This window comes from Massilia forsythiae (assembly GCF_012849555.1).
Lineage (GTDB): Bacteria > Pseudomonadota > Gammaproteobacteria > Burkholderiales > Burkholderiaceae_D > Telluria > Telluria forsythiae.
The window spans coordinates 5,054,773-5,076,835 of sequence record NZ_CP051685.1 but is presented as its reverse complement, the minus strand read 5'-3'; the positions used below and the strand labels follow the sequence as shown (position 1 = coordinate 5,076,835).

At 66.8% G+C, this 22,063-nt stretch carries 17 protein-coding genes; 5 read left to right on the top strand and 12 right to left on the bottom strand.

Annotation, left to right across the window (positions count from 1 at the left end):
• Positions 1 to 133 precede the first annotated feature (133 nt).
• Complete coding sequence (locus HH212_RS21280) at positions 134 to 2,551, top strand: TonB-dependent receptor plug domain-containing protein (protein WP_170204327.1); 2,418 nt, start codon at positions 134 to 136, stop codon at positions 2,549 to 2,551.
• Between the two features lie 365 nt (positions 2,552 to 2,916).
• Here HH212_RS21280 and HH212_RS21275 read toward each other — a convergent pair whose 3' ends face one another.
• The 8 genes from HH212_RS21275 to cyoA form a co-directional block, all read right to left on the bottom strand.
• The gene (locus tag HH212_RS21275) at positions 2,917 to 5,358 is read right to left on the bottom strand and encodes a catalase (RefSeq protein WP_170204326.1); all 2,442 of its coding nucleotides are present in this window, start codon (positions 5,356 to 5,358) and stop codon (positions 2,917 to 2,919) included.
• Between the two features lie 490 nt (positions 5,359 to 5,848).
• Entirely contained in the window at positions 5,849 to 6,421 is a 573-nt protein-coding gene (locus HH212_RS21270; protein WP_170205596.1) for a response regulator transcription factor, read from the bottom strand.
• 27 nt (positions 6,422 to 6,448) lie between these two features.
• Positions 6,449 to 7,786: an ATP-binding protein gene (locus HH212_RS21265; protein ID WP_229217393.1), complete on the bottom strand. Its 1,338-nt coding sequence runs from the start codon at positions 7,784 to 7,786 to the stop codon at positions 6,449 to 6,451.
• Positions 7,776 to 8,645: an SURF1 family protein gene (locus tag HH212_RS21260; protein WP_170204324.1), complete on the bottom strand. Its 870-nt coding sequence runs from the start codon at positions 8,643 to 8,645 to the stop codon at positions 7,776 to 7,778. The genes HH212_RS21265 and HH212_RS21260 overlap by 11 nt, the downstream gene beginning before the upstream one ends.
• Positions 8,646 to 8,651: 6 nt before the next feature.
• The gene (gene cyoD, locus HH212_RS21255; protein WP_170204323.1) at positions 8,652 to 9,089 is read right to left on the bottom strand and encodes a cytochrome o ubiquinol oxidase subunit IV; all 438 of its coding nucleotides are present in this window, start codon (positions 9,087 to 9,089) and stop codon (positions 8,652 to 8,654) included.
• The gene (gene cyoC, locus HH212_RS21250) at positions 9,086 to 9,721 is read right to left on the bottom strand and encodes a cytochrome o ubiquinol oxidase subunit III (RefSeq protein ID WP_170204322.1); all 636 of its coding nucleotides are present in this window, start codon (positions 9,719 to 9,721) and stop codon (positions 9,086 to 9,088) included. The genes cyoD and cyoC overlap by 4 nt, the downstream gene beginning before the upstream one ends.
• Positions 9,714 to 11,717 carry a cytochrome o ubiquinol oxidase subunit I gene (gene cyoB / locus HH212_RS21245; RefSeq protein WP_170204321.1) on the bottom strand — a complete coding sequence of 668 codons (2,004 nt, stop codon included), beginning with the start codon at positions 11,715 to 11,717 and terminating at the stop codon, positions 9,714 to 9,716. Before cyoB ends, cyoC begins: the two co-directional genes overlap by 8 nt.
• Before the next feature lie 2 nt (positions 11,718 to 11,719).
• Positions 11,720 to 12,733: a ubiquinol oxidase subunit II gene (gene cyoA, locus HH212_RS21240; RefSeq protein WP_170204320.1), complete on the bottom strand. Its 1,014-nt coding sequence runs from the start codon at positions 12,731 to 12,733 to the stop codon at positions 11,720 to 11,722.
• Positions 12,734 to 12,897: 164 nt separating this feature from the next.
• On the opposite strand from cyoA, the gene HH212_RS21235 reads away from it, so the two are divergent.
• Positions 12,898 to 14,241: an MFS transporter gene (locus tag HH212_RS21235; protein ID WP_170204319.1), complete on the top strand. Its 1,344-nt coding sequence runs from the start codon at positions 12,898 to 12,900 to the stop codon at positions 14,239 to 14,241.
• A gap of 317 nt (positions 14,242 to 14,558) precedes the next feature.
• Complete coding sequence (locus HH212_RS21230) at positions 14,559 to 15,137, top strand: hemerythrin domain-containing protein (protein WP_170204318.1); 579 nt, start codon at positions 14,559 to 14,561, stop codon at positions 15,135 to 15,137.
• A gap of 189 nt (positions 15,138 to 15,326) precedes the next feature.
• Here HH212_RS21230 and HH212_RS21225 read toward each other — a convergent pair whose 3' ends face one another.
• The 4 genes from HH212_RS21225 to HH212_RS21210 form a co-directional block, all read right to left on the bottom strand.
• Positions 15,327 to 16,082, bottom strand: coding sequence for an LrgB family protein (locus HH212_RS21225; protein ID WP_170204317.1), 756 nt, complete (start codon positions 16,080 to 16,082; stop codon positions 15,327 to 15,329).
• Positions 16,075 to 16,443 (bottom strand): CidA/LrgA family protein, encoded by a 369-nt coding sequence (locus HH212_RS21220; protein WP_170204316.1) that lies wholly within the window; start codon positions 16,441 to 16,443, stop codon positions 16,075 to 16,077. The genes HH212_RS21225 and HH212_RS21220 overlap by 8 nt, the downstream gene beginning before the upstream one ends.
• Positions 16,444 to 16,685: 242 nt before the next feature.
• Positions 16,686 to 17,777 (bottom strand): 4-hydroxyphenylpyruvate dioxygenase, encoded by a 1,092-nt coding sequence (hppD, locus tag HH212_RS21215; RefSeq protein WP_170204315.1) that lies wholly within the window; start codon positions 17,775 to 17,777, stop codon positions 16,686 to 16,688.
• Between the two features lie 60 nt (positions 17,778 to 17,837).
• Positions 17,838 to 18,743: a LysR family transcriptional regulator gene (locus HH212_RS21210; protein WP_170204314.1), complete on the bottom strand. Its 906-nt coding sequence runs from the start codon at positions 18,741 to 18,743 to the stop codon at positions 17,838 to 17,840.
• 115 nt (positions 18,744 to 18,858) lie between these two features.
• On the opposite strand from HH212_RS21210, the gene hmgA reads away from it, so the two are divergent.
• Both hmgA and HH212_RS21200 read left to right on the top strand, forming a co-directional pair.
• Positions 18,859 to 20,223 carry a homogentisate 1,2-dioxygenase gene (hmgA, locus tag HH212_RS21205; protein WP_170204313.1) on the top strand — a complete coding sequence of 455 codons (1,365 nt, stop codon included), beginning with the start codon at positions 18,859 to 18,861 and terminating at the stop codon, positions 20,221 to 20,223.
• 353 nt (positions 20,224 to 20,576) lie between these two features.
• A complete protein-coding gene (locus HH212_RS21200; RefSeq protein WP_170204312.1) occupies positions 20,577 to 22,058 on the top strand; it encodes a hemolysin family protein in 1,482 nt (493 codons plus the stop codon).
• Positions 22,059 to 22,063: the final 5 nt, after the last annotated feature.

Below are 22,063 nucleotides of genomic sequence, written 5' to 3'. Positions count from 1 at the left end.
GCCTTTACCGGCATTTCCGGTATAAGCATAAGCCCATTCGTTATTGGCCAATGCGTTTCCCGGCTGCTAAGCTTGCGCCCCTTCGCCAGCCGCAGCGCCGGCGTCATCGCCGTCTTACAACAGAAAGAAGAAAATGAGCGTCAAATTCCCCGCCCCCAATGCCTCCCGCGCCCTGCTCGCCCTGGGCCTGCTCGCCTCGATCCTGCCGGCCCATGCACAGCAGGGCCAGGAAGGCGTGCCGGCTGCGCCGAACGCCAGCGCCGACCCGCAAACCGTGGTCGTCACCGGCACCCGTTCGCTAAACCGCCGCACCCTCGATTCGGCATCCCCGGTCGACGTGATCGGCGCCAGGGAAATCCAGTCGACAGGGTCCGGCGAACTGGCCACGGTGCTGGGCCGCCTGCTGCCGTCGATGAACTTCCCGCGCCCGTCCGGCGCCGACGCCAGCGACGCCGTGCGTCCGGCCCAGCTGCGCGGCCTGTCGCCGGACCAGACCCTGGTCCTGGTCAACGGCAAGCGCCGCCATACCTCGGCGGTGGTCAACGTCAACGGCACCCTGGGCCGCGGCTCGGCGCCGGTCGACCTGAATGCGATCCCGCTGGCGGCGATCGACCACATCGAGGTGCTGCGTGACGGCGCCGCCGCGCAATACGGTTCCGATGCCATCGCCGGCGTCGTCAACATCATCCTGAAAAAAGGTGCGGAAGGCGGCGACGCCGAAGTCAGCTACGGCAACTACGACAAGGGCGACGGCCAGCAGACCACCCTGCGCGGCTCCACCGGCTTCAAGCTCGGCGACGACGGCTGGGTACGCATCGCGCTGGAAGCGGCGCACCGCAACCCGACCAACCGCGCCGGCCCCGACCCGCGCCCGCAAGCCGGCGCGCTGCAGGGGCAAGTCACCCAGCGCCTGGGCGATCCGAAGAGCGAGCCGCGCACGCTGTTCGTCAACAGCCAGTACCGCATCAACGACAACGTCGACTGGTACGCCTTCGCCAACTACGGCGAGCGCAAGACCTCGGCCGCCGCCAACTACCGTACCGCCTATACCAGCGATGCCCGCACCACCCTGCGCAGCACGCTGTACCCGAACGGCTTCCTGCCGCTGGAAGACAGCACCTCGACCGATGCGTCGCTGGTCACCGGCCTGCGCGGCGACCTGGCCGGCTGGCGTTGGGATGCGAGCGTCAACTTCGGCCGCAACCGCTTCAAGCTCGACGTCGACAACACCGCCAACCTGAGCGCCGGCTTCGCCAACCCGAGCCAGACCAGCTTCTACGCCGGCCGCCTGACCTCGACCCAGGACGTGGCCAACATCGACGTGGCGCGCGACATCCCGGTGGCGTTCATGAGCGGCCCGCTGACGGTGGCGCTGGGCGCCGAGGCGCGCTACGAGTCGTACGAGATCGGCGCCGGCGAGGCCAATTCCTACTTCGGCGGCGGCTCGCAGGGCTTTTCCGGCTTCCGTCCGGAAAACGCCGGCAAGAACAGCCGCAACAACCAGTCGGTCTATTTGAACCTGGAAGGCGACATCACCAAGGAGCTGTCCGGCTCGCTGGCCGCGCGCCACGAGCGCTACAGCGACTTCGGCAGCACCTCGTCCGGCAAGGCGTCGCTGCGCTATGCGTTCACGCCGGCCTTCGCGCTGCGCGCCACCGCCTCGAACGGCTTCCGCGCCCCGTCGCTGGCCCAGCAGTTCTACACCATCACGACCACCAACTTCATCGTGATCAACGGCGTCAACACACCGATCGAGACCGGCACCTTCGCCGTGAACAGCGCCGCCGCGCGCGCCCTCGGCGCCCAGTCGCTCAAGCCCGAAAAGGCGCGCAACCTGAGCCTGGGTGCGCAGTGGCAACCGACCCGCAACTGGACCAACACAGTCGACTTCTACCGCATCGACATCGACGACCGCATCGTGTTCTCGGCCAACCTGCAGCTGTCGGCAGCGCTGCAGCGCACCCTGGCGGCCCAGGGCGCCTACGTGGGCGCGGCGCGCTACTTCACCAACGCCGTCGACACCCGCACCAAGGGCGTGGACGTGGTCAGCACCTACCGCCTGGCGCTGCCGCAGGGCGCGCGTACCGACTTCACGCTGGCCTACAACCACAACGACAACGAAGTGCGCCGCGTGGCCGCCAACCCGGCCTTCCTGGCCGCCAACAACCTGCTGCTGGTGGACCGCCAGACCGTCAACCGCCTGACCGTCGGTTCGCCCAAGGACAAGCTGAGCCTGTCGGCCGACTACACGCAGAGCGTCTGGAACGGCCGCGCCACCGTGACCCGCTACGGCAGCTTCACGGTGCCGCAGAACATCGTGGCGCAGGACCAGACCTACGATCCGCAATGGGTGCTCGATCTGTCCGGCAGCGTGCGCCTGGCCAGCAACTGGCGCGTGACGCTCGGCATCGACAATGCCACCAACCGCTATCCGGCGCAGGTGACGTCGGTGGGCAACCTGAACAACTTCGGCATCAACACCTATAGCGGGTTTGCGCCGAACGGGTTCAATGGGCGGTTCTACTATGTGAAGGCGGGGTATACTTGGTAAGAGGATGGTGATGTGCCCGGATGCATTTCTCCGGGACGCTTGGTGTGAGAACGGCAGACGTGGTCTGCCGTTTTTCATTCATGTCGTCTACAAACCCTCGTCGTCCCCGCGCAGGCGGGGACCCATGCTGCGCATCGGAGACCACTAAACCCGACATGGTGCGTGATTTTCAAGGCTGTGGTGTTGGAAGCTCGGTATGGGTCCCCGCCTGCGCGGGGACGACGGGGTGAATGACGTGGTCATCCGGGAGTTTCCGTGACGCAAACGAAAATCGATGCCGATTATTTGTCGTGACGCGAACGGAAATTCGCCGCTCCCCATCACGCCACGCCGCCGCCACCCTCCCCCAGCGCCGGCGTTCGCACTCACACCCTGGGCGGATCCGTCTCGCGCGCCCAGGTGCGGTGCCGGGCCAGCGCCGCCTTGAATGCCGCCAATGCCGCTGCCAGCCCGGCCTCATCGGCCAGGAACAGGCCGGGATCGGGCGACCCGTCCGGCAGGGCCAGCGGGATGACGGCCGCCGCCAGCAGCTGGCGTCCGGCGCCGATGACCAGGATCGGCTTGCCGTGCCGGTACTGGTCGCGCACGAATTCCAGCACCCGGCCGTCGCGCGCCAGCGCCGCCGCCGAGGCGTCGCCCGGCCCCACGACCAGGCCGTCGTACATGACCGACGGGGTCGCCTCGAAGCTGACCTCGACGTCGAGCGGGCGTCCGGATGCCGTGCTTAACTCCCCTAGTCTCTGGCCGACGATGCGCGGCTGGGCGCCGTCCCGGAGCAGCGAGGCGTACAGCTCGCGCGCGCCGGCCGCATCCACGCCCTCGGCGGCGGCGAGCGCCACCCGGCGGGTGCGGATGCCGGTGCGGCCTGGCCGGAACAGCAGCGACAGCGACGGCGACGGCGGATAGTCCGGCACCGGGGTGTCGTTCACGCGCGGCAGCGGCGCCGGCACCGGGATGCCGAGGCCACGCGCCACCGCGGCCGCGAGGCGTGCGTTGATGTTGGCCAGGCCGGCGACGATACGCTCGCGCACCGCCGGCGTCTGCACCCGGGTCAGCTCGAAGCGGAAGGCGTCGATGATGTGCTGCTGCTCGAACGGGCTCTGGCTGTTCCAGAACAGGCGCGCCTGGCCGTAGTGCTCGGCGAACAGCTCGGCTTTGCCGCGCACCTTGCTGCCTTCGACGTGTTCCGGCCAGCTGGCGAAGCCGCGCGCGCCGGCCTGGAACGGGCAGCCGCCGGCCAGCGAATTCGGCTCGTAGGCCACGCGGCCGCGGTTGATCGCCTGGCGGTGCATGCCGTCGCGCTGGTTGTTGTGCACCTGCGCCACCGGGCCGTTGATCGGGATCTCGTGGAAGTTGGCGCCGCCCAGCCGCGACAGCTGGGTGTCGATATACGAGTGGATGCGGCCCTGCATCAGCGGATCGTTGCTGAAGTCGATGCCCGGCACCAGGTGGGCGATGCAGAACGCCACCTGCTCGGTCTCGGCAAAGAAATTGTCCGGATTGCGGTCCAGGACCAGCTTGCCGACCGGCCGCACCGGCACCAGTTCTTCCGGCACGATTTTGGTGGCGTCGAGCACGTCGAACACGCGGAAGGCGGCCGCCTGCGCCTCGGTGAACACCTGCAGGCCGAGTTCCCATTCCGGGAAGTTGCCGGATTCGATCGCTTCCCACAGGTCACGCCGGTGGAAATCGGCATCGGCGCCGGCCACCTTGACCGCCTCGTCCCACACCAGCGAATGGGTGCCCTGCAGCGGCGTCCAGTGGAACTTCACGAAATGCGATTCGCCCTTGGCATTCACCAGGCGGAAGGTGTGCACGCCGAAGCCCTGCATGGTGCGGAAGCTGCGCGGGATGGCGCGGTCGGACAGCACCCACATCAGCATGTGGAAGATTTCCGGCGACAGTCCGGCGAAATCGTAGAAGGTGTCGTGCGCGCTGGACGCCTGCGGGATCTCGTTGTTCGGCTCCGGCTTGACTGCATGGATCAGGTCGGGGAACTTCATCGCATCCTGGATGAAGAACACCGGGATGTTGTTGCCGACCAGGTCGAACACGCCCTCTTCCGTATAGAACTTGGTGGCGAAGCCGCGCACGTCGCGTGCGGTATCCGCCGAGCCGCGCGAGCCGGCCACGGTCGAGAAGCGCACGAACACCGGGGTGCGCTTGCCGGGCTTGCAGAACAGGCCCGCGCGCGTGATGCTCGATAAGTCGTGGTAGTTCTCGAAATAGCCGTGGGCGCCGGCGCCGCGCGCGTGCACCACCCGCTCCGGAATGCGCTCGTGGTCGAAGTGCGTGATCTTTTCGCGCAGGATGAAATCCTCCATCGCGGTCGGACCGCGCAGCCCGATCTTCAGCGAGTGCTGGTTATCGGCCACCTTGACGCCCTGGTTGGTGGTCAGTTCGCGTCCGCTATCGTCGACGCGTACCCGGTCCAGTGGCCCGGCCAGCGGATCGGCGCCGATCCCGGGTGTGCCGTCGCCCACCTTGCGTGACGCGATGTCCTCGGTGGTCGTGCTGGCGGTGGCCAGGGGCGTGTCCGGCCGCCGTACTTCGCCCTGGTGCGGCGTGAGCGCCGCGGCGCCGTATTCGAGCGGCTTGGTCTCGTTGTACGGCATCGCCGCCGCCAACTCGGCGTCTTCCCTCACCTTTTCCAGCAGGCGCGCGCTTTCCGGGGTGACGGCGCCCAGGCTTTCCGGCGGGTTCGGGTCGGCCGGACCGCCGATCGTGCTCAGTATCGAGCCGGCGCCGTCGTAGGGGCCGTTGGGGGCGAATCCGGGAACGTCCGGCGCATCGTTTTGCGTAGTCATGCGGTACTCCTTTGCGGTTGTGAACGGCATGTGTTGATGCGCGTACACGGACCGGGCATTCCAATCAGCAAAAATATCTTGCGCGCCGATAAAGGTGTACGCAATAGTCGAGTCTGCTTGTGGCGTTTCGGGGCGTTTTGCGTGGTGCCAAATCCGAGGTGTGTGTGGTCTTGTCGGGTGCCAAGGAGGTTGTGGATGGCTTGGGTGCTGTTTAGGATGTCCAAGCGGCGGTCGGCTGGCCACCTGCTTTGATGGCTGGTTTTTGTATAGTTTATTTTATAGTCGGTTAGTTGCAATAATGTAGTTGGGCGCGTCGATGTCTTATCGGCTTGGTGTGCGGGTCGTGGAATAACGGGGATCATGCAGGCCACGCTTGAACGCGTGGACGGCGCAAGCGATTTTTGATTGGAAACGGTTCGGTGGAGCCGCCTCGCCGGCCACGTCCACCCTACGCGTCACGGAAAATGGCGGGGCCGCCCTGCCCTGCGCCTTATTTGACGCGCTGCTTTTCGAGCTTGCGGGCCAGCGTGCGACGGTGCATGCCGAGGCGGCGCGCGGCTTCGGAGATGTTGAAGTCGGTCTCGGCCAGCACTTCGTGGATGCGCTCCCACTCCAGCGTCTTGATCGAGGTGGAACGGTTGGTCAGTTCCATGTCGGTGTTCCCCGCCACGTGGTCGAAGGCGGCTTCGATGTCGTCGGTGTTCGAGGGCTTGGCCAGGTACTGGCAGGCGCCCAGCTTGATCGCCTCGACCGCGGTGCCGATGCTGGCGAAGCCGGTCAGGACCACGATCAGCATCTCGGGGTCGTGCTGGTGCAGCATCTGCACGCAGGCCAGGCCCGAGCTGTTGCCCTTCAGCTTCAGGTCGACCACCGCGTAGCCGGGGCCGTGTTCCTCGGTCAGCGCGGTCGCCTCTTCCAGCCCGGGCGCCAGCAGCACGCGGTAGCCGCGCCGCTCGAAGGAACGGCCGAGGGTGCGCGCGAAGGCGTCGTCGTCCTCGATGATCAAGAGCAGGCGCGGTTCGGCCGCCTCGTCCGGGTCGCCGTCGCCGGCCTGGTCGCGCATCGTAGTGTCCATGTCGTGATTATGCCCTTACTGGCGGCCGAGCGCGATGGCCGCCAGCGGCAGCGTCAGCACCACGCGGGCGCCGCCCTCGGGCCGGTTGGACGCCGCCACGCTGCCGCCCAGCGTGCGCGCCACGTTCACCACCAGGAACAGGCCGAGGCCGCCGCCGGCGCGCCCCTTGCTCGACTGGTAGGGCTTGCCGAACTGGGCCAGCATCGCCGGCGCGAAGCCGGGGCCGGCGTCGGACACCGTCAGGCGCAGGGTGTCGTCCTCGATGCAAGCTTCCAGGCCGACCCAGTCGGGCGAGGCTTCCAGCGCGTTGTCGAGCACGTTGTCGATCGTCTGCTTCAGGGTCGAATCGAAGGCCACCGGGCGGTCCTCGTCGATCCGGTTGACGTACGAAAAATCGCGCACCGGCCGGCTGTCCTGCCAGTCCTCGACCAGCCCGTCGAGGAAGGTGCGGATGGTGGTGCGCGCCGCCGATTCGCCGCGCGCCTCGCCGGCCGACAGCAGGATGCCGCTGACGATCGACTTGCAGCGCTGGATCTGGGTCTGCATTTCGGTCAGTTCTTCCAGCAGTTCGGGGTTGCCCTTGAATTCGCGCATGCGCTTCCAGTCGCCCAGGATCACGTACACGGTGGCCAGCGGCGTGCCCAGTTCGTGCGCCGCGCCCGAGGCCAGCAGGCCCATGCGCACGATATGCTCTTCCTCGGCGGCGCGCTGGCGCAGGTCGGCCAGCTGGGCCGCCTTGGCGCGCAGCGTGCTGGTGATGCGCGAGATGAACACCACCAGCAGCGCGGCATCCAGCACGAAGCAGATCAGCATGCCCTGCACGTACAGGCTGGAGATGCCGCGCGCGTGGTCGAACGGCAGCGGCAGCGGGTGCGCGAACGCCGCCAGCCCGGCCAGGCAGGCCAGCGTGATGGCCACGATGATCCAGGTCGACCAGGCTTCCAGCAGCACCGCCGACAGGATCACCTGCAGCAGGTACAAGAAGGCGAACGGATTGGTGGTGCCGCCCGACAGGTACAGCTGCATGGTCAGGCTGGCGACGTCGACCAGCAGGGCCAGGAACAGTTCCTTGTTGGTGACGGCGCGGTGTTCGTGCCAGCGCAGGTGGCTGGCGACGTTGAAGGCGATCAGGCAGGCCAGCACTTCCAGCATCTGCACCAGCGGCAGGTGCACGTCGAACACCAGGATGGCGCCGGCGATGGTGGTGATCTGGCCGACCACGGCGATCCAGCGCAGCTCGATCAGCTGCAGCATGTTCTTGTGGCCGGCCGCGTATTCGACGTCGGCGGCCGAGGTCAGGGCGCCGCGCAGGCGCCCGAGGCGGCTGCCCTCCTTCAGCGGATCAGTCGCCACGCTCGTCCGCATCCATGCCCGCCGCCCTTGCCGTGCGCCGGGCGGCGCCGTGGGCGACCCACCACCAGGCGCCGGCCACCATGGCCGCCAGCGCGTACCAGGTCAGCGCATAGCCGAGGTGGTTGTTGGCGAAGCTGACGACCGTGAGGCCGCCCTGCGGCGCATCCGGCGCGCCGGGCGCGTTCTGGCCGGCGGCGGCGTCGACGAAATACGGGGCGGCCCGCGGCAGGCCGCGCGCGGCGGCGATGGCGCCGGCGTCGCGCGAGAACCAGCGGCCGGCGCCGGGGTCGTTGGCGCGCGTGAACGGGCCGCCGCGCTCGCTGACGCGCAGCAGCCCGGTGATGGTGACCGGCGGCCCGGCCTTGGCGCATGGGTCGGCGCCCGCCGGCACATCGGAGCCGGCGCGGCGGGCGTCGTAGCGGGTGCGCTCGCCCGGCGTGGCCGGGATGAAGCCGCGGTTGACCAGGATGATCTGGCCGTCGCTCACGCACAGCGGCGTCAGCAGCCAATAGCCGCTGCCCTGCTCGGTGAGCGCCTGGACGGGGGTGGTGAGGTCGTACAGATAGGAACCGGAGAGGCGCAGCCGGCGGTATTCGTCGGCGGCCGCGGTGAGCTGCCTGCCGGCGGCCGCCGTGGGAGGCGGCGCCGGTTCGGCGTGCACGCGCGCATCGACGCGTGCGATCAGGTCCAGCTTCCATTGCAGGCGGAACACCTGCCAGGTACCGAGACCGGCGAACAGGACGATCAGCAGCAGCGCCAGCGCCGCCAGGGCCAGCCTGGCGCCACGGCGCGCAACCGGTGCTTCGGTGCGCGACGCCGTGGAACCTGCCTGCGCCGCCGCGAAATCGTCCTCCCGCATTACTGCTTACTGCATGTCGTGCATGCCATGCACGGCGCCGCTGTCGTTCAGCATGTTCGGCATCATGTTGGCGTTCATGTGGTACATGACCCAGATCGAGCCGCTCAGGATGATGAACAGGAGCACGGCGGTCAAGAGCAGCGCCATCATGTTCCAGCCGCCTTCCGACTTGGCATTCATGTGCAGGAAGTAGACCATGTGCACGATCACCTGGACGGCGGCGAAGCCGAGGATCACGAACTTGGTCATTTCCGGCGCCAGCTGGTGGGTCATCACCATCCAGAACGGGATCGCCGTCAGGATCACCGACAGGACGAAGCCGATCGCGTATTCCTTCAGGCTGCCGTGGGCTTCCATATGGTCGTCGTGGTCGACGTGGCCGTGGGCGGCGTCGTGGCCGCCATGGGCGTGGCCGTGGTGGCCGTGTTGGTGCGGGGCGCTCATGGCAGGGTTCCCATCAGGTAGACATAGGTGAACACGCCGATCCAGATGACGTCCAGGAAGTGCCAGAACATCGACAGGCAGGACAGGCGGCGGTAGTTGGCGGCATTCACGCCGTGCTTGCCGACTTGCACCATCAGCGTCACCAGCCACACGATACCGAAGGTCACGTGCAGGCCGTGGGTGCCGACCAGCGAGAAGAACGCGGTCAGGAAGCCGCTGCGCCACGGGCCGAAGCCTTCGTGGATCAGGTGCTGAAACTCGTACAGTTCCAGGCCCAGGAAGCAGGCGCCCAGCACGCCGGTGATGGCCAGCCACAGCTGCACGCTGCCGACCGCCTTGCGCTGCGCCGCCAGCATGGCGAAGCCGTAGGTGATCGACGACAGCAGCAGGAAGGCGGTGTTCACCGCCACCAGCGGCAGGTCGAAGATCTCGGCGCCGCTGGGGCCGCCCGCGTAGTTGCGGCCCAGTACGGCGTAGGTCGCGAACAGGCAGGCGAAGATGAGGCAGTCGCTCATCAGGTAGAGCCAGAAACCGAGCAGCGTGCCCTGTTCCGGATGGTGCTCGGTCACGTAGTAGCGCGAGCTCGCGTCGGCGCCATGGGCGCCGGCAGAGATGACGTTGGTATCAGACATGGGCGTTCAGCAGTCGGGTATGCGCTTCTTCCGTGCGCGCCACTTCTTCCGCAGGGATGTAGTAGTCACGCTGGTAGTTAAAGGTGTGGAAAATGATGGCGGCGATCATCGCGACGAACGTCACCGCAACCAGTGCCCACATGTGCCAGATGATGCCGAAACCGATCACGAACGACAGCGCCGCGATCACGAAGCCGGCCCAGGTGTTCTTGGGCATGTGGATCGGCAGGTAGCCGGAGAGCGGACGCTGGTAGCCGTTCTTCTTCATGTCGGCGAAGGTGTCGGTATCGTACACCACCGGGGTGAAGGCGAAGTTGTAGTCAGGCGGCGGCGACGAGGTGGCCCACTCCAGGGTGCGGCCGTTCCACGGGTCGCCGGTCACGTCGCGCAGCTTCTTGCGGTTCATGATCGAGACGAACACCTGCATCAGCAGGCAGCCGATGCCCAGCGCGATCAGGATCGTGCCGAACAGCGAGATCTGGAACAGGTAGTGGATCGACGGGTCCTCGAAGTGGCTCATGCGGCGGGTCACGCCCATGAAGCCCAGGATGTACGGCGGGATGAAGGCGAACCAGAAGCCGATCGTCCACAGCCAGAACGAACGCACGCCCCAGGTACGGTCCAGCTTGAAGCCGAACATCTTCGGCCACCAGTAGTTGACGCCCGCGAACAGGCCGAACAGCACGCCGCCGATGATCACGTTGTGGAAGTGGGCGATCAGGAACAGCGAGTTGTGCAGCACGAAGTCGGCTGGCGGGACCGCCAGCATCACGCCGGTCATGCCGCCGACGGTGAAGGTGACCATGAACGACACGGTCCACATCATCGGCAGTTCGTAGCGGATGCGGCCCTTGTACATGGTGAACAGCCAGTTGAACAGCTTGGCGCCGGTCGGGATCGAGATGATCATCGTGGTGATGCCGAAGAACGAGTTCACGCTCGCACCGGAGCCCATCGTGAAGAAGTGGTGCAGCCACACGAGGTACGAGAGGATCATGATCACGCTGGTCGCGTATACCATCGAGGTGTAGCCGAACAGGCGCTTGTTGCAGAAGGTCGGCACGACTTCCGAGAAAATGCCGAAGGCCGGCAGGATCAGGATGTACACCTCCGGGTGGCCCCAGATCCAGATCAGGTTCACGTACATCATGGCGTTGCCGCCCAGCTCGTTCGTGAAGAAGTGGGTGTCGAACAGGCGGTCCAGGCCGAGCATCGCCAGCACGGCGGTCAGCACCGGGAAGGCCATCACGATCAGGATGTTGGTGCACAGCGAGGTCCAGGTGAAGATCGGCATCTTCATCAGGCCCATGCCCGGCGCGCGCATCTTGACGATGGTGACGATCAGGTTCACGCCCGACAGCAGCGTGCCGACGCCGGCGATCTGCAGCGACCATATGTAGTAGTCGACGCCGACGTCCGGGCTGGCCAGGATGCCGGACAGCGGCGGGAACGCCAGCCAGCCGGTGCGGGCGAATTCGCCCACGAACAGCGAGGCCATCACCAGCAGCGCGCCCATGGTGGTCATCCAGAACGAGAAGTTGTTCAGGAACGGGAAGGCCACGTCGCGCGCGCCGATCTGCAGCGGCACGATGTAGTTCATCAGGCCGGTCACCAGCGGCATCGCCACGAAGAAGATCATGATCACGCCGTGGGCGGTGAAGACCTGGTCGTAGTGGTGCGGCGGCAGGAAGCCGTGCGAATCGCCGAACGAGAACGCCTGCTGGGCGCGCATCATCAGGGCGTCGGCGAAGCCGCGCAGGAACATGACCAGGCCGAGGATCATGTACATGATGCCGATCTTCTTGTGGTCGATGCTGGTGAACCAGTCGGTCCACAGGTAGCCCCACAGCTTGAACTTGGTGATGGCCGCCAGGACCACCGCGCCGCCCAGCAGGACGGCGATGAAGGTGCTGATCAGGATGGGCTCGTGGTAGGGAATCGCTTCCCAGCTGAGCCGTCCGAAGATCAATTTCGCTAAGTCGAAATGCTCTTGCATGGTTACTTCTTCACAGAGTTGTTGGGCGTGGTGCAGACTTCGCCGTTGGCTTGCGCCAGGCGGGTCGCTGCCGCTCGTTGAGGCATGCTGCGCATGGCCATTTCACGCGCCTTGCGTTCGTCGTCCATCATCATCTTGTCCATGCAGACGACGCCGTCGGCGACGCAGCGGTTCAGGACGCGATAGAACATGTCGTTGTCGACGCTGGCGTAGTGACGCACCGGATCCTTGATGCTGGGCTTTTCCAGGGTCAGGTACGAAGCGCGATTCAGGTTGCCGCCGCCGTCCTTGACCGACTTCACCCAGCCGTCGAAGTCGCCCTGGGCCACGCCGCGGTAGGAGAAGCGCATGTCCGAATAGCCGGCGCCGCTGTAGTTGGCCGAGAAGCCCACCGACTTGATCGGCTTGTTCTGGACCGCGTTCAGTGAGGTTTCCATGCCCGGCATCGCGTAGATCATGCCGGCCAGTTCCGGCACGTAGAACGCGTTCATGACGGAGGTGGCGCTGATCTTGAAGCGCACCGGCACGTCTACCGGGACCACCAGTTCGTTGACCGTGGCGATGCCCTGCTCCGGATAGATGAACAGCCATTTCCAGTCCATGGCGACGGCCTGCACCACCAGCGGCTTGGCCGATGCCGGCAGCGGACGGTTGGCGTCCAGGCGGTCGAGCGGACGGTAGGGGTCGAGCTTGTGGGTGTAGATCCAGGTGATCAGGCCCAGCACGATGATGATCAGGAGCGGCGCGCCCCAGATGACCAGTTCCAGCTTGGTCGAGTGGTCCCAGTCGGGCAGGTACTCGGCTTCGGTGTTGCTGGCGCGGTACTTGTGGGCGTACCAGAGCGTCAGTGCGATCACCGGGATGATGATCAACAGCATCAGCAACGTCGAGATGACGATGAGATGGGCCTGCTGTGCGGCGATGTCGCCTGACGGGTTCAGCACCACCGTGTTGCAGCCGGCCAGCGCTGCCAGGGGGGCGAGAACGAGTCCGCGACGTAAGGTCGAAGGAATCATGCTTGTGTTTTACAGTACATGGGAAAGATAACATGCTAATGTAACGCCAACGGCATAGCTTTGGCGATTGGACGTTTTGTCCCACCCCTTTCCGTACAGCACCATGGCGCGGGTCGAATTGTCTTTCTGCTATGCTGGGCGTATTGACATCAGGAGAATCATCCATGCAGAGCACGACACCGTACGGCGACGCAGGCGCCGCTCCCATTTCCGCTCCCGGCAGCGGGGCCCGCAACATCAATACGCGCGATACCCACATCGCCCCCGGCGACATCGCCGTCGGCGTGGTGATCGGGCGGGCATCCGAATACTTCGACTTCTTCGTCTACGCGATCGCCTCGGTGCTGGTGTTCCCGGCCGTGTTCTTCCCGTTCGCCGACCGCCTGGAAGGCACGCTGTATTCGTTCGCCATCTTCTCCCTGGCCTACGTGGCGCGCCCGATCGGCACGCTGGTGTTCATGGCGATCCAGCGCCGCTTCAGCCGCGAGATCAAGCTGACCATCGCCCTGTTCATGCTGGGCACCGCCACCGTCACCATCGCCGCCCTGCCGACCTACTCGCGCTGGGGCGAATGGGCCATCATCTCGCTGGCCATCCTGCGCCTGGGCCAGGGCGCCGCGCTGGGCGGCACCTGGGACGGCCTGCCGTCGCTGCTGGCCCTGAATGCGCCCGAGAACAAGCGCGGCTGGTACGCCATGCTGGGCCAGCTGGGCGCCCCGGTCGGCTTCATCATCGCCGCGGGCATCTTCGCCTACATGCTGACCGAACTGTCGCAGGACGACTTCCTGGTCTGGGGCTGGCGCTTCCCGTTCTACGTCGCCTTCGCCATCAACGTGGTCGCGCTGTTCGCCCGCCTGCGCCTGGTGTCGACGCCGGACTACGCCCACCTGCTGGACGAGCGCGAGCTGGAGCCGGTGAGCGCCATCGAAGTCACCCGCATGCAGGGCACCAACATCCTGATCGGCGCCCTGGCCGCGCTGGCCAGCTACGCGCTGTTCCACCTGGTGACGGTGTTCCCGCTGTCCTGGATCCAGCTGTACGACACCCGCTCGATGGCCGACTTCCTGACCATGCAGATCGTCGGCGCCGTGCTGGCCATCGGCGGCGTGGTGGCGTCCGGCGTGATTGCCGATAAATTTGGCCGCCGTAATACGCTGGGTACCCTGGCCGTGCTGATCGCCCTCTTCGCCGGTTTCGTGCCGACGCTGATGGAAGGCGGCGAAGCCGGCCAGAACACCTTCATCCTGGTCGGCTTCCTGCTGCTGGGCCTGTCGTACGGCCAGGCCTCGGGCGCGGTGACCGCCAACTTCCAGTCGCGCTACCGCTATACCGGCGCCGCGTTGACCTCCGACCTGGCATGGCTGGTGGGCGCCGCTTTTGCCCCGCTGGTGGCGCTCGGCCTGGCCGCCAACTACGGCCTCGGCTACGTCAGCCTGTACCTGCTGTCCGGCGCGCTGGCCTCGCTGGCGGCGCTGAGCCTGAACCGCAAGCTGGAGATCCGCAACTGAGCAGGGTAATGTGGCCGGCGATACAGCTTTGCCGGCGACGCCTTCGATCGATGTATGTACGGGCAAGCAAATCCTGCCCGCATGCGGTAAGATGAATCAGCAGAGTTGAGCCCCGGTCCGCCGGGGCTTTTTTTTGCTCCTGATACTTCCAATACGAATCGGGTTACAACGGTAGCTGGCATGTCTCGCCGTTGACAGCGGCGAACCGCCCATGCCTGAGGGCGCGACTGACAAGGGCATGGGCGAACCTCCTACGCAGCAGTTGCCAAGGACGCACTAACATGGTCATATAAACAAGACCAACAGGAGGAACAACCATGTTTTCTTTAAAAAAGCTGAGCCCATCCATCACCGACATGATCCGTTTCGATCACTCGCACGTGATGGTGACCTTTCACCAGTACACCGTCGACAAGCGTCCGAGCGTGAAAAAGGCGCTGGCCGAGACCATCTGCGACGCGCTGGAAATCCACGCCACCCTGGAAGAGGAAATCTTTTATCCGGCGATGCGGCCGCGCGCGCACGACCGCAAGGTGATGGACAAGAGCGAGCCAGAACACGACGAGATGCGCAGCGTGATTGCCGAACTGCGCGGTACCGATCCGAAATCGCCGCGCCACGATGAGCTGGTGTTCGAACTGATGCGCGACGTGGTGCACCATGTGGCCGACGAGGAAACCGTGCTGCTGCCGGAAGCCGAGCAGACCATGAGCAAGGACAAGCTGTCCGAACTGGGCGTGCAGATGACCAAGCGCCGCCTGGAACTGGTGACGCCGAAGGCCGGCAAGATCGCTGCCAACACCGCGCTCGGTTTCTCGAGCAGCACCGCGGCGCTGGTCGTCGGCGTGGCCGGCGCCCTGTTCGCCGCGCGGGCGGTGACGCGCAAGAGCGCCTGACCAGGCCACCTGGACACCGCGGTCCCTGACCGCGGCCTGCCGCCGGACTGCTTTCCGGCGGGACGACGATATGCCCGCACTTCACGGCGGGCATTTTTCTTGTGGGACGCTTTTCGTGGCGGCCGTTTCTCGTGGCGGGCGTTGGTCGCGGACGGCCCGTGCCCGCGGAGGACGATCCCGGATCTGCTTCTAGCCGCCGATCCAGCGCAGCAGGTGCGGCACCAGCCACGGTGCCAGCAGTGCCGTCAGCACCCCGTTCACCCCCATCCCCAGGCCGGCATAGGCGCCCATCTCGGCGCTGACCTGGAATGCGCGCGCGGTGCCGATGCCGTGCGAAGCCACGCCCAGCGCCAGGCCGCGCGCCGCATGTGACTCGATACGCAGCGCGTTCATCAGGAAGCGCGCGGTGACGGCGCCGAAGATGCCGGTGCCGATCACCAGCACGGCGGTCAGTGCGGGAATGCCGCCCAGGTGTTCCGAGATCGCCATGGCGATCGGCGTGGTGGCCGACTTCGGCGCGATCGATGCCGCCAGCTGCGGCGAAGCGCCCAGCAGCAGCGCGATACCGGTGGCGCTCACCAGCGCGGTGACACAGCCGGCGAGCAGCGCGCAGGCCAGCGGCAGCAGGCTGCGGCGCAGGCGCGGCACCTGCCTGGCCAGCGGCACCGCCAGCGCCACCGTGGCCGGCCCGAGCAGGAAGTGGACGAACTGGGCGCCGGCAAAATAACGCTGGTAGGACATGCCGCTCAGCGCCAGTACCAGGCTGATCAGCGCGATCGCGATCGCCACCGGATTGGCCAGCGGCGAAAATCCGCAACGGGCATACACCCATTGCGCGAACAGGTAGGCGCACAGCGTCAGGGTCAGCCCCAGCAGTGGCGAGGCCGACAGGTAGACCCAGAAGTGGCCGAGTTCCGCGAAACCGAAGGCGCCGAGGCTAGGCATCGCCGCCCTCGCGTGGTTCGACAGCGCTGCCCGGTCCGAAGGCTTTCAGCACCAGCGCCGTGACGGCCAGCGTCAGCAGCGTGCTGAACACGACGGCGGCGACGATCGCCAGCCAGTGGCCGCTGCCGCTGGCCGCCGCCGCCACGATGCCGACCCCGGCCGGCAGGAACAGCAGCGACAGGTGGCGCAGCAGCTCGTTGGCGCCGCTTTCCACGACCTGGAACAGGCGCGGCCATGCTACCAGCGCCGCCAGCAACAGCAGCATGCCGAGCACCGGGCCGGGCACCGGCAGGCCGGCCAGGAACGCCAGGGCTTCGCCCAGGCACTGGAACAGCAAGAGAACGGCAAATGCGTGCAGCAAGAATCCTCCCATCGCGGCAGCCGCGGCGCGAGAGTACGCCGGGCTGGTCCGCCATGAGGGAAGGATAACAGTTATGGTGATTGGAGCACGGCCGTCGCGTGCGGATACACGTCGGTCGCGTAGGTAACCCTGACCTGGCGGCGGCTATGTTCGGAACGCTGGCGTAGCGACCGTGGTCACTCGGTATGGGTCCCCGCCTGCGCGGGGACGACGGGAGATGGTTCGGCCGCTCGAAATTTCCCTCAGGCCGCGGTCTTGAGCGCGCCGCGGCGCAGCTGGTCGCGCTCCATCGACTCGAACAGCGCCTTGAAGTTGCCTTCGCCGAAGCCGTCGTCGCCCTTGCGCTGGATGAATTCGAAGAACACCGGCCCCAGCTGGTTCTGCGAGAAGATCTGCACCAGCAGGCGGCGCTTCTTGTCCTCGCCCTCGCCTTCGATCTTGCCGTCCACCAGCAGGCCGCGCGCTTGCAGGGCGCCGAGGTCCTCGCCATGGTCCGGCAGGCGGCCTTCCAGCATCTCGTAGTAGGTCACCGGCGGCGCCGTCATCAAGGGCACGCCGGCGGCGCGCAGGCCGTCCACGGTGGCGTAGATGTCGTCGGTCAGCAGCGCGATGTGCTGGATGCCTTCGCCATTGAACTTGAGCAGGTATTCCTCGATCTGGCCGCCGCCGGCCTGGCTTTCCTCGTTCAGCGGGATGCGGATCATGCCGTCCGGCGCGGTCATCGCCTTCGAGGTGAGGCCGGTGTATTCGCCCTGGATGTCGAAGTAGCGGATTTCCTTGAAGTTGAACAGTTTTTCGTAGAAACCGGCCCAGTAGGCCATGCGCCCGCGGTAGACGTTGTGGGTCAGGTGGTCGATGATCGAGAGGCCGTGTCCGGCCGGATGACGCTCGACGCCGTCCAGGAAGCGGAAGTCGATGTCATAGATCGATTTTCCCTCCTCGAAGCGGTCGATCAGGTACAGCGGCGCGCCGCCGATGCCCTTGATCGCCGGCAGGCGCAATTCCATCGGCCCGGTCGGGATCTCCAGCGCCTGGGCGCCCAGTTCCAATGCACGCGCGTAGGCCTGGTGCGCATCCCTGACGCGGAAGGCCATGCCGCAGGCGGATGGGCCGTGCTCGGCGGCGAAGTAGGCGGCGGCGCTCTTCGGCTCGTTGTTGATGATGAAGTTGATGCCGCCCTGGCGGTACAGGCTCACGTCCTTCGAGCGGTGCACGGCGACCCTGGTAAAGCCGAGCGCTTCGAACACGGGTTCCAGCACGCCCGGCGTGGGGGACGCGAATTCGACGAACTCGAATCCCATCAGGCCCATCGGATTGTCGAACAGGTCAGCCATTTTTCGTATTCCTCATGATAGGTTGTATCTCCTCCTGCGCGTGTCCGCACCGTCGTGCGGCTATTCGGCGAACACGTCCACGATCAGTTCCCGCAACCACGCGATACCCGGATCGTGGTTGAAGCGCCGGTGCCAGAACACGTTGGTCTGCAGCGTCGGCAAGGGCAGCGGCGGCTCGATCCATTTCAATCCGAACGGCGCCGCGGCGCTTTCGGCCAGCTTGTGCGGCACCGTCACCACCAGGTCGCTGGTGGCCACGATGTACGGCACCGCGGTGAAATGCGGCACCCGGAAGCGCGTGCGCACCAGCACGCCGGCCTTTTCCAGCAGCGTGTTGATGCGGTCGTACGGGCTCTGCGCCGCATCCACGATCAGGTGCGTCGCCGCCGTGAAGCGCGCCAGGTCGACCGCACCGCTCCCCAGCGGATGCCCGGCGCGGAACATGCTCACGAAGCCCTGGCGGAACAGCTGGCGCTGGAACAGCGCCTCCGACATGTCCTCGAAGGCGCCGATCGCCAGGTCCACCCGCCCCGTCTCCATCTCGTCCTTCAGCGCCAGCGCATTGGCCCGCTGCGAAGCGATCTCCACCTGCGGCGCCACCGCGCGGCAGCGTTCGATCAGCACCGGCATGAAGTACACCTCGCCGACGTCGGTCATGGCCAGCGTGAAGCGGCGCGTGCTGGTGGCCGCATCGAAGCGGCTGCGCTGGCTCAGCGCCAGCGCCACCTGCACCATCGCCGCGCCGATCGGCTCGGCCATCTGCTGGGCCAGCGGCGTCGGCTGCATGCCGTGCGCGGTGCGCACGAACAATTCGTCGCCGAAGCTGCGGCGCAGGCGCGCCAGCGCGTTGCTGACCGCCGACTGGCTCAGGCCCAGGCGCCGCGCCGCCGCCGAGATCTGGCGCTCGCGGTAGACTTCCTGGAACACGGACAGCAAGTTCAGGTCGATGCTAGTTGGTTCGGTCATGCTCGAGATAGGATTATTGATCGCATGAATAGTCTACATTCATCTATTCATCTCGTAAAACATCGGTTGCTCCTCTACAGTGAGGGAATCGCGCTTGACTAAAGGAGATGCCTGCATGAATTCGATGACGCCGCCAGCCGCCGAGACTGACGCCGCCGACGCCAGGCGCGCCGGCAGCGATCCGGCACGCTACCAGTCGGGGTTCGGCAACGAGTTCGCCACCGAGGCGTTGCCGGGCGCGCTGCCGGCGCACCGCAATTCGCCGCAGCGCGTCGCCTACGGCCTGTACGCCGAACAGATCTCCGGCACTGCCTTCACCGCGCCGCGCAGCCACAACCGCCGCTCGTGGCTGTACCGCATCCGCCCGGCGGCGATGCACGGCGCCTTTACCCGCATCGACGACGGCCGCATCACCGACGATTTCGAGCGCCTGGCGCCGTCGCCCAACCAGATGCGCTGGAGCCCGCTGCCGATCCCGCCGGACGGGCAGCCGACCGACTTCATCGACGGCTGGGTGACCATGGCCGGCAACGGTTCCGCCGCGGCGATGAGCGGCTGCGCGATCCACCTGTACGCCGCCAACCGCTCGATGCAAGGGCGTTATTTCTACGACGGCGACGGCGAACTGCTGATCGTGCCGCAGCAGGGCCGCCTGGCCATCGCCACCGAACTGGGCCTGCTGGAGATCGAACCGCAGCAGATCGCGGTGATCCCGCGCGGCGTGCGCTTCACGGTGGACCTGCCGGACGGCGCGGCGCGCGGCTACGTGTGCGAAAACTTCGGCGCCCTGCTGCGCCTGCCGGACCTGGGCCCGCTCGGCGCCAACGGCCTGGCCAACCCACGCGACTTCCTGGCGCCGGCGGCGCGCTACGAGGACGTCGAGGGCGATTTCACGCTGGTGGCCAAATTCGGCGGCAAGCTGTGGAGCGCGCCGATCGGGCATTCGCCGCTGGACGTGGTGGCCTGGCACGGCAATTACGCGCCGTATATGTACGACCTGCGCCACTTCAATACCATCGGCTCGATCAGCTACGACCATCCGGACCCGTCGATCTTCCTGGTGCTGCAGTCGCCCTCGGACACGCCCGGCGTCGACACGCTCGATTTCGTGATCTTCCCGCCGCGCTGGCTGGCCGCCGAGGACACCTTCCGTCCGCCCTGGTTCCACCGCAACGTGGCCAGCGAATTCATGGGCCTGGTCCACGGCGCCTACGATGCCAAGGCCGAGGGCTTCATGCCGGGCGGAGCCAGCCTGCACAACTGCATGAGCGGGCACGGGCCGGACGCCGCCACCTTCGACAAGGCGAGCCGCGCCGACACCGGCACGCCGCACAAGGTGGCCGACACGATGGCCTTCATGTTCGAGACGCGCAACCCGCTGGTGGCGACCGCGCAGGCGCTGGCGTCGCCGCAGCTGCAGGGCAATTACCAGGATTGCTGGGCGGGGATACGGAAGCACTTCGACCCGGCGCGCAAATAGCCCCCAGCGTCTTAGGCCACCGTCGTCCCCGCGCAGGCGGGGACCCATGCTGGCGTTACCGGAGCCGGACTGCGCGCATATCGATCATGGTTGTTCAGTATGGGTCCCCGCCTTCGCGGGGAGTCGTTTCAGGCAATGCCTGGAACGACGGGCTTTGGCCGCGGGCCAGGCGCAAAAGCCGGCGCCTGACCCGCGCGTGCGGCCGCCCGATCCGCCGTTTTTTGCCCGTCCGATAACGCTTTCTCCCGTGCACCCGTTGGCGCACGGGCGCCGTCGTGCGATCATCGGGCCTTGAAGGGACGGCACGGGCCGTCTCGCCGGGCGTACTTGCGCCCGGCCGCACCGGAAACCGCATGACCGACATCCTCATCATCCTGGCCCTCATCCTGCTCAACGGCCTGTTCGCGATGTCCGAACTGGCCGTGGTGTCGTCCAAGCGCATGCGCCTGGAAAGGATGCGCGCCGAGGGCAGCCCCGGGGCCGCCACCGCGATCGCGCTGGCCGACGACCCGACCCGCTTCCTGTCCACCGTGCAGGTCGGCATCACCCTGATCGGCATCTTCACCGGCGCCTTCGGCGAAGCCTCGCTGGTGGCGCGCCTGGCGCCGGCGCTGGCCACGCTCGGCCTGCCGCCCGACTGGGTGCATCCGGGCGCGCTGGTGATCGTGGTGATCGGCATTACCTTCGCCTCGATCGTGCTGGGCGAACTGGTGCCCAAGCGCATCGCGATCCTGTATCCGGAATTCCTGGCGTCGATCATCGCGCGCCCGCTGCAGGCGCTGTCGCGCCTGATGCATCCGTTCGTGCGCCTGCTGGGCATCACCACCGACGCCATCATGCGCCTGCTCGGCATGCGCCACCGGAAGGACGAGACCCCGACCGAGGAAGAAGTCACCGGCATGATCCGCGAGAGCACCGACGCCGGCGTGTTCGAGCGCGCCGAGTACGACATCGCCGCGCGCGCCCTGCGCCTGGACGACTGCCACCTGCGCGCGCTGATGACGCCGCGCGTCGACCTGGAATTCCTCGACCTCGACCAGCCGCTCGAGCGCAACCTGGCGCGCATCGCCGCGTCGCCCTACAGCCGCTTCCCGGTGTTCCGCGGCGACCGCTCGCACGTGCTCGGCGTGGTGCGCGCGCGCAACCTGTTCGGCCAGGCGATCCGCTGCCAGTCGCTGCAGTCGCTCGACATCGCGGCGGCGGTGGAGCCGATCCTGTACGTGCCGGAGTCCAGCAGCGCCATCGACCTGCTCGAGCAGCTGAAACAGGGACGCGTGGAACTGGCGATGATCGTCGACGAGTACGGCGACATCCAGGGCATGGTGACGCTGACCGACGTGATGGGCGCGCTGGTGGGCGAGGTCGGCACCGCCGAGGCCGATACGCAGGACGACGCCGTGCGGCGCGAGGACGGCAGCTGGTCGATGGACGGCGGCGTCGTGCTGGACCGTTTCCGCACCGTCACCGGTAGCGAATTCGCCTTCCCCGACGAGGACGACGACGCCTACCACACGCTGGCCGGCTTCATGCTCTACCAGCTCGGCTACATACCGAAGACCGGCGACCTGCTCGACTGGAACGGCTGGCGGTTCGAGGTGGTCGACATGGACGGCAACCGCATCGATCGCCTGCTGGTCGCCCCCGCTCCCGTGCCGCCGCCGGCCGCCGCAACGCCCGCTACCCGCGGCGCCGGTCGCGGCGCGGCGAAAGGCGCGAACCCGGGATCGGGCGCCGCGCCGTATGCCGGCCTGCATGCCACCGCCGTGCCGACCGTGGCCGGCGCGCGCAAGAATCGCCAGGGAACCGCGGCGCCGCCGGGCGGTCCATCCGCCTGAGCGCC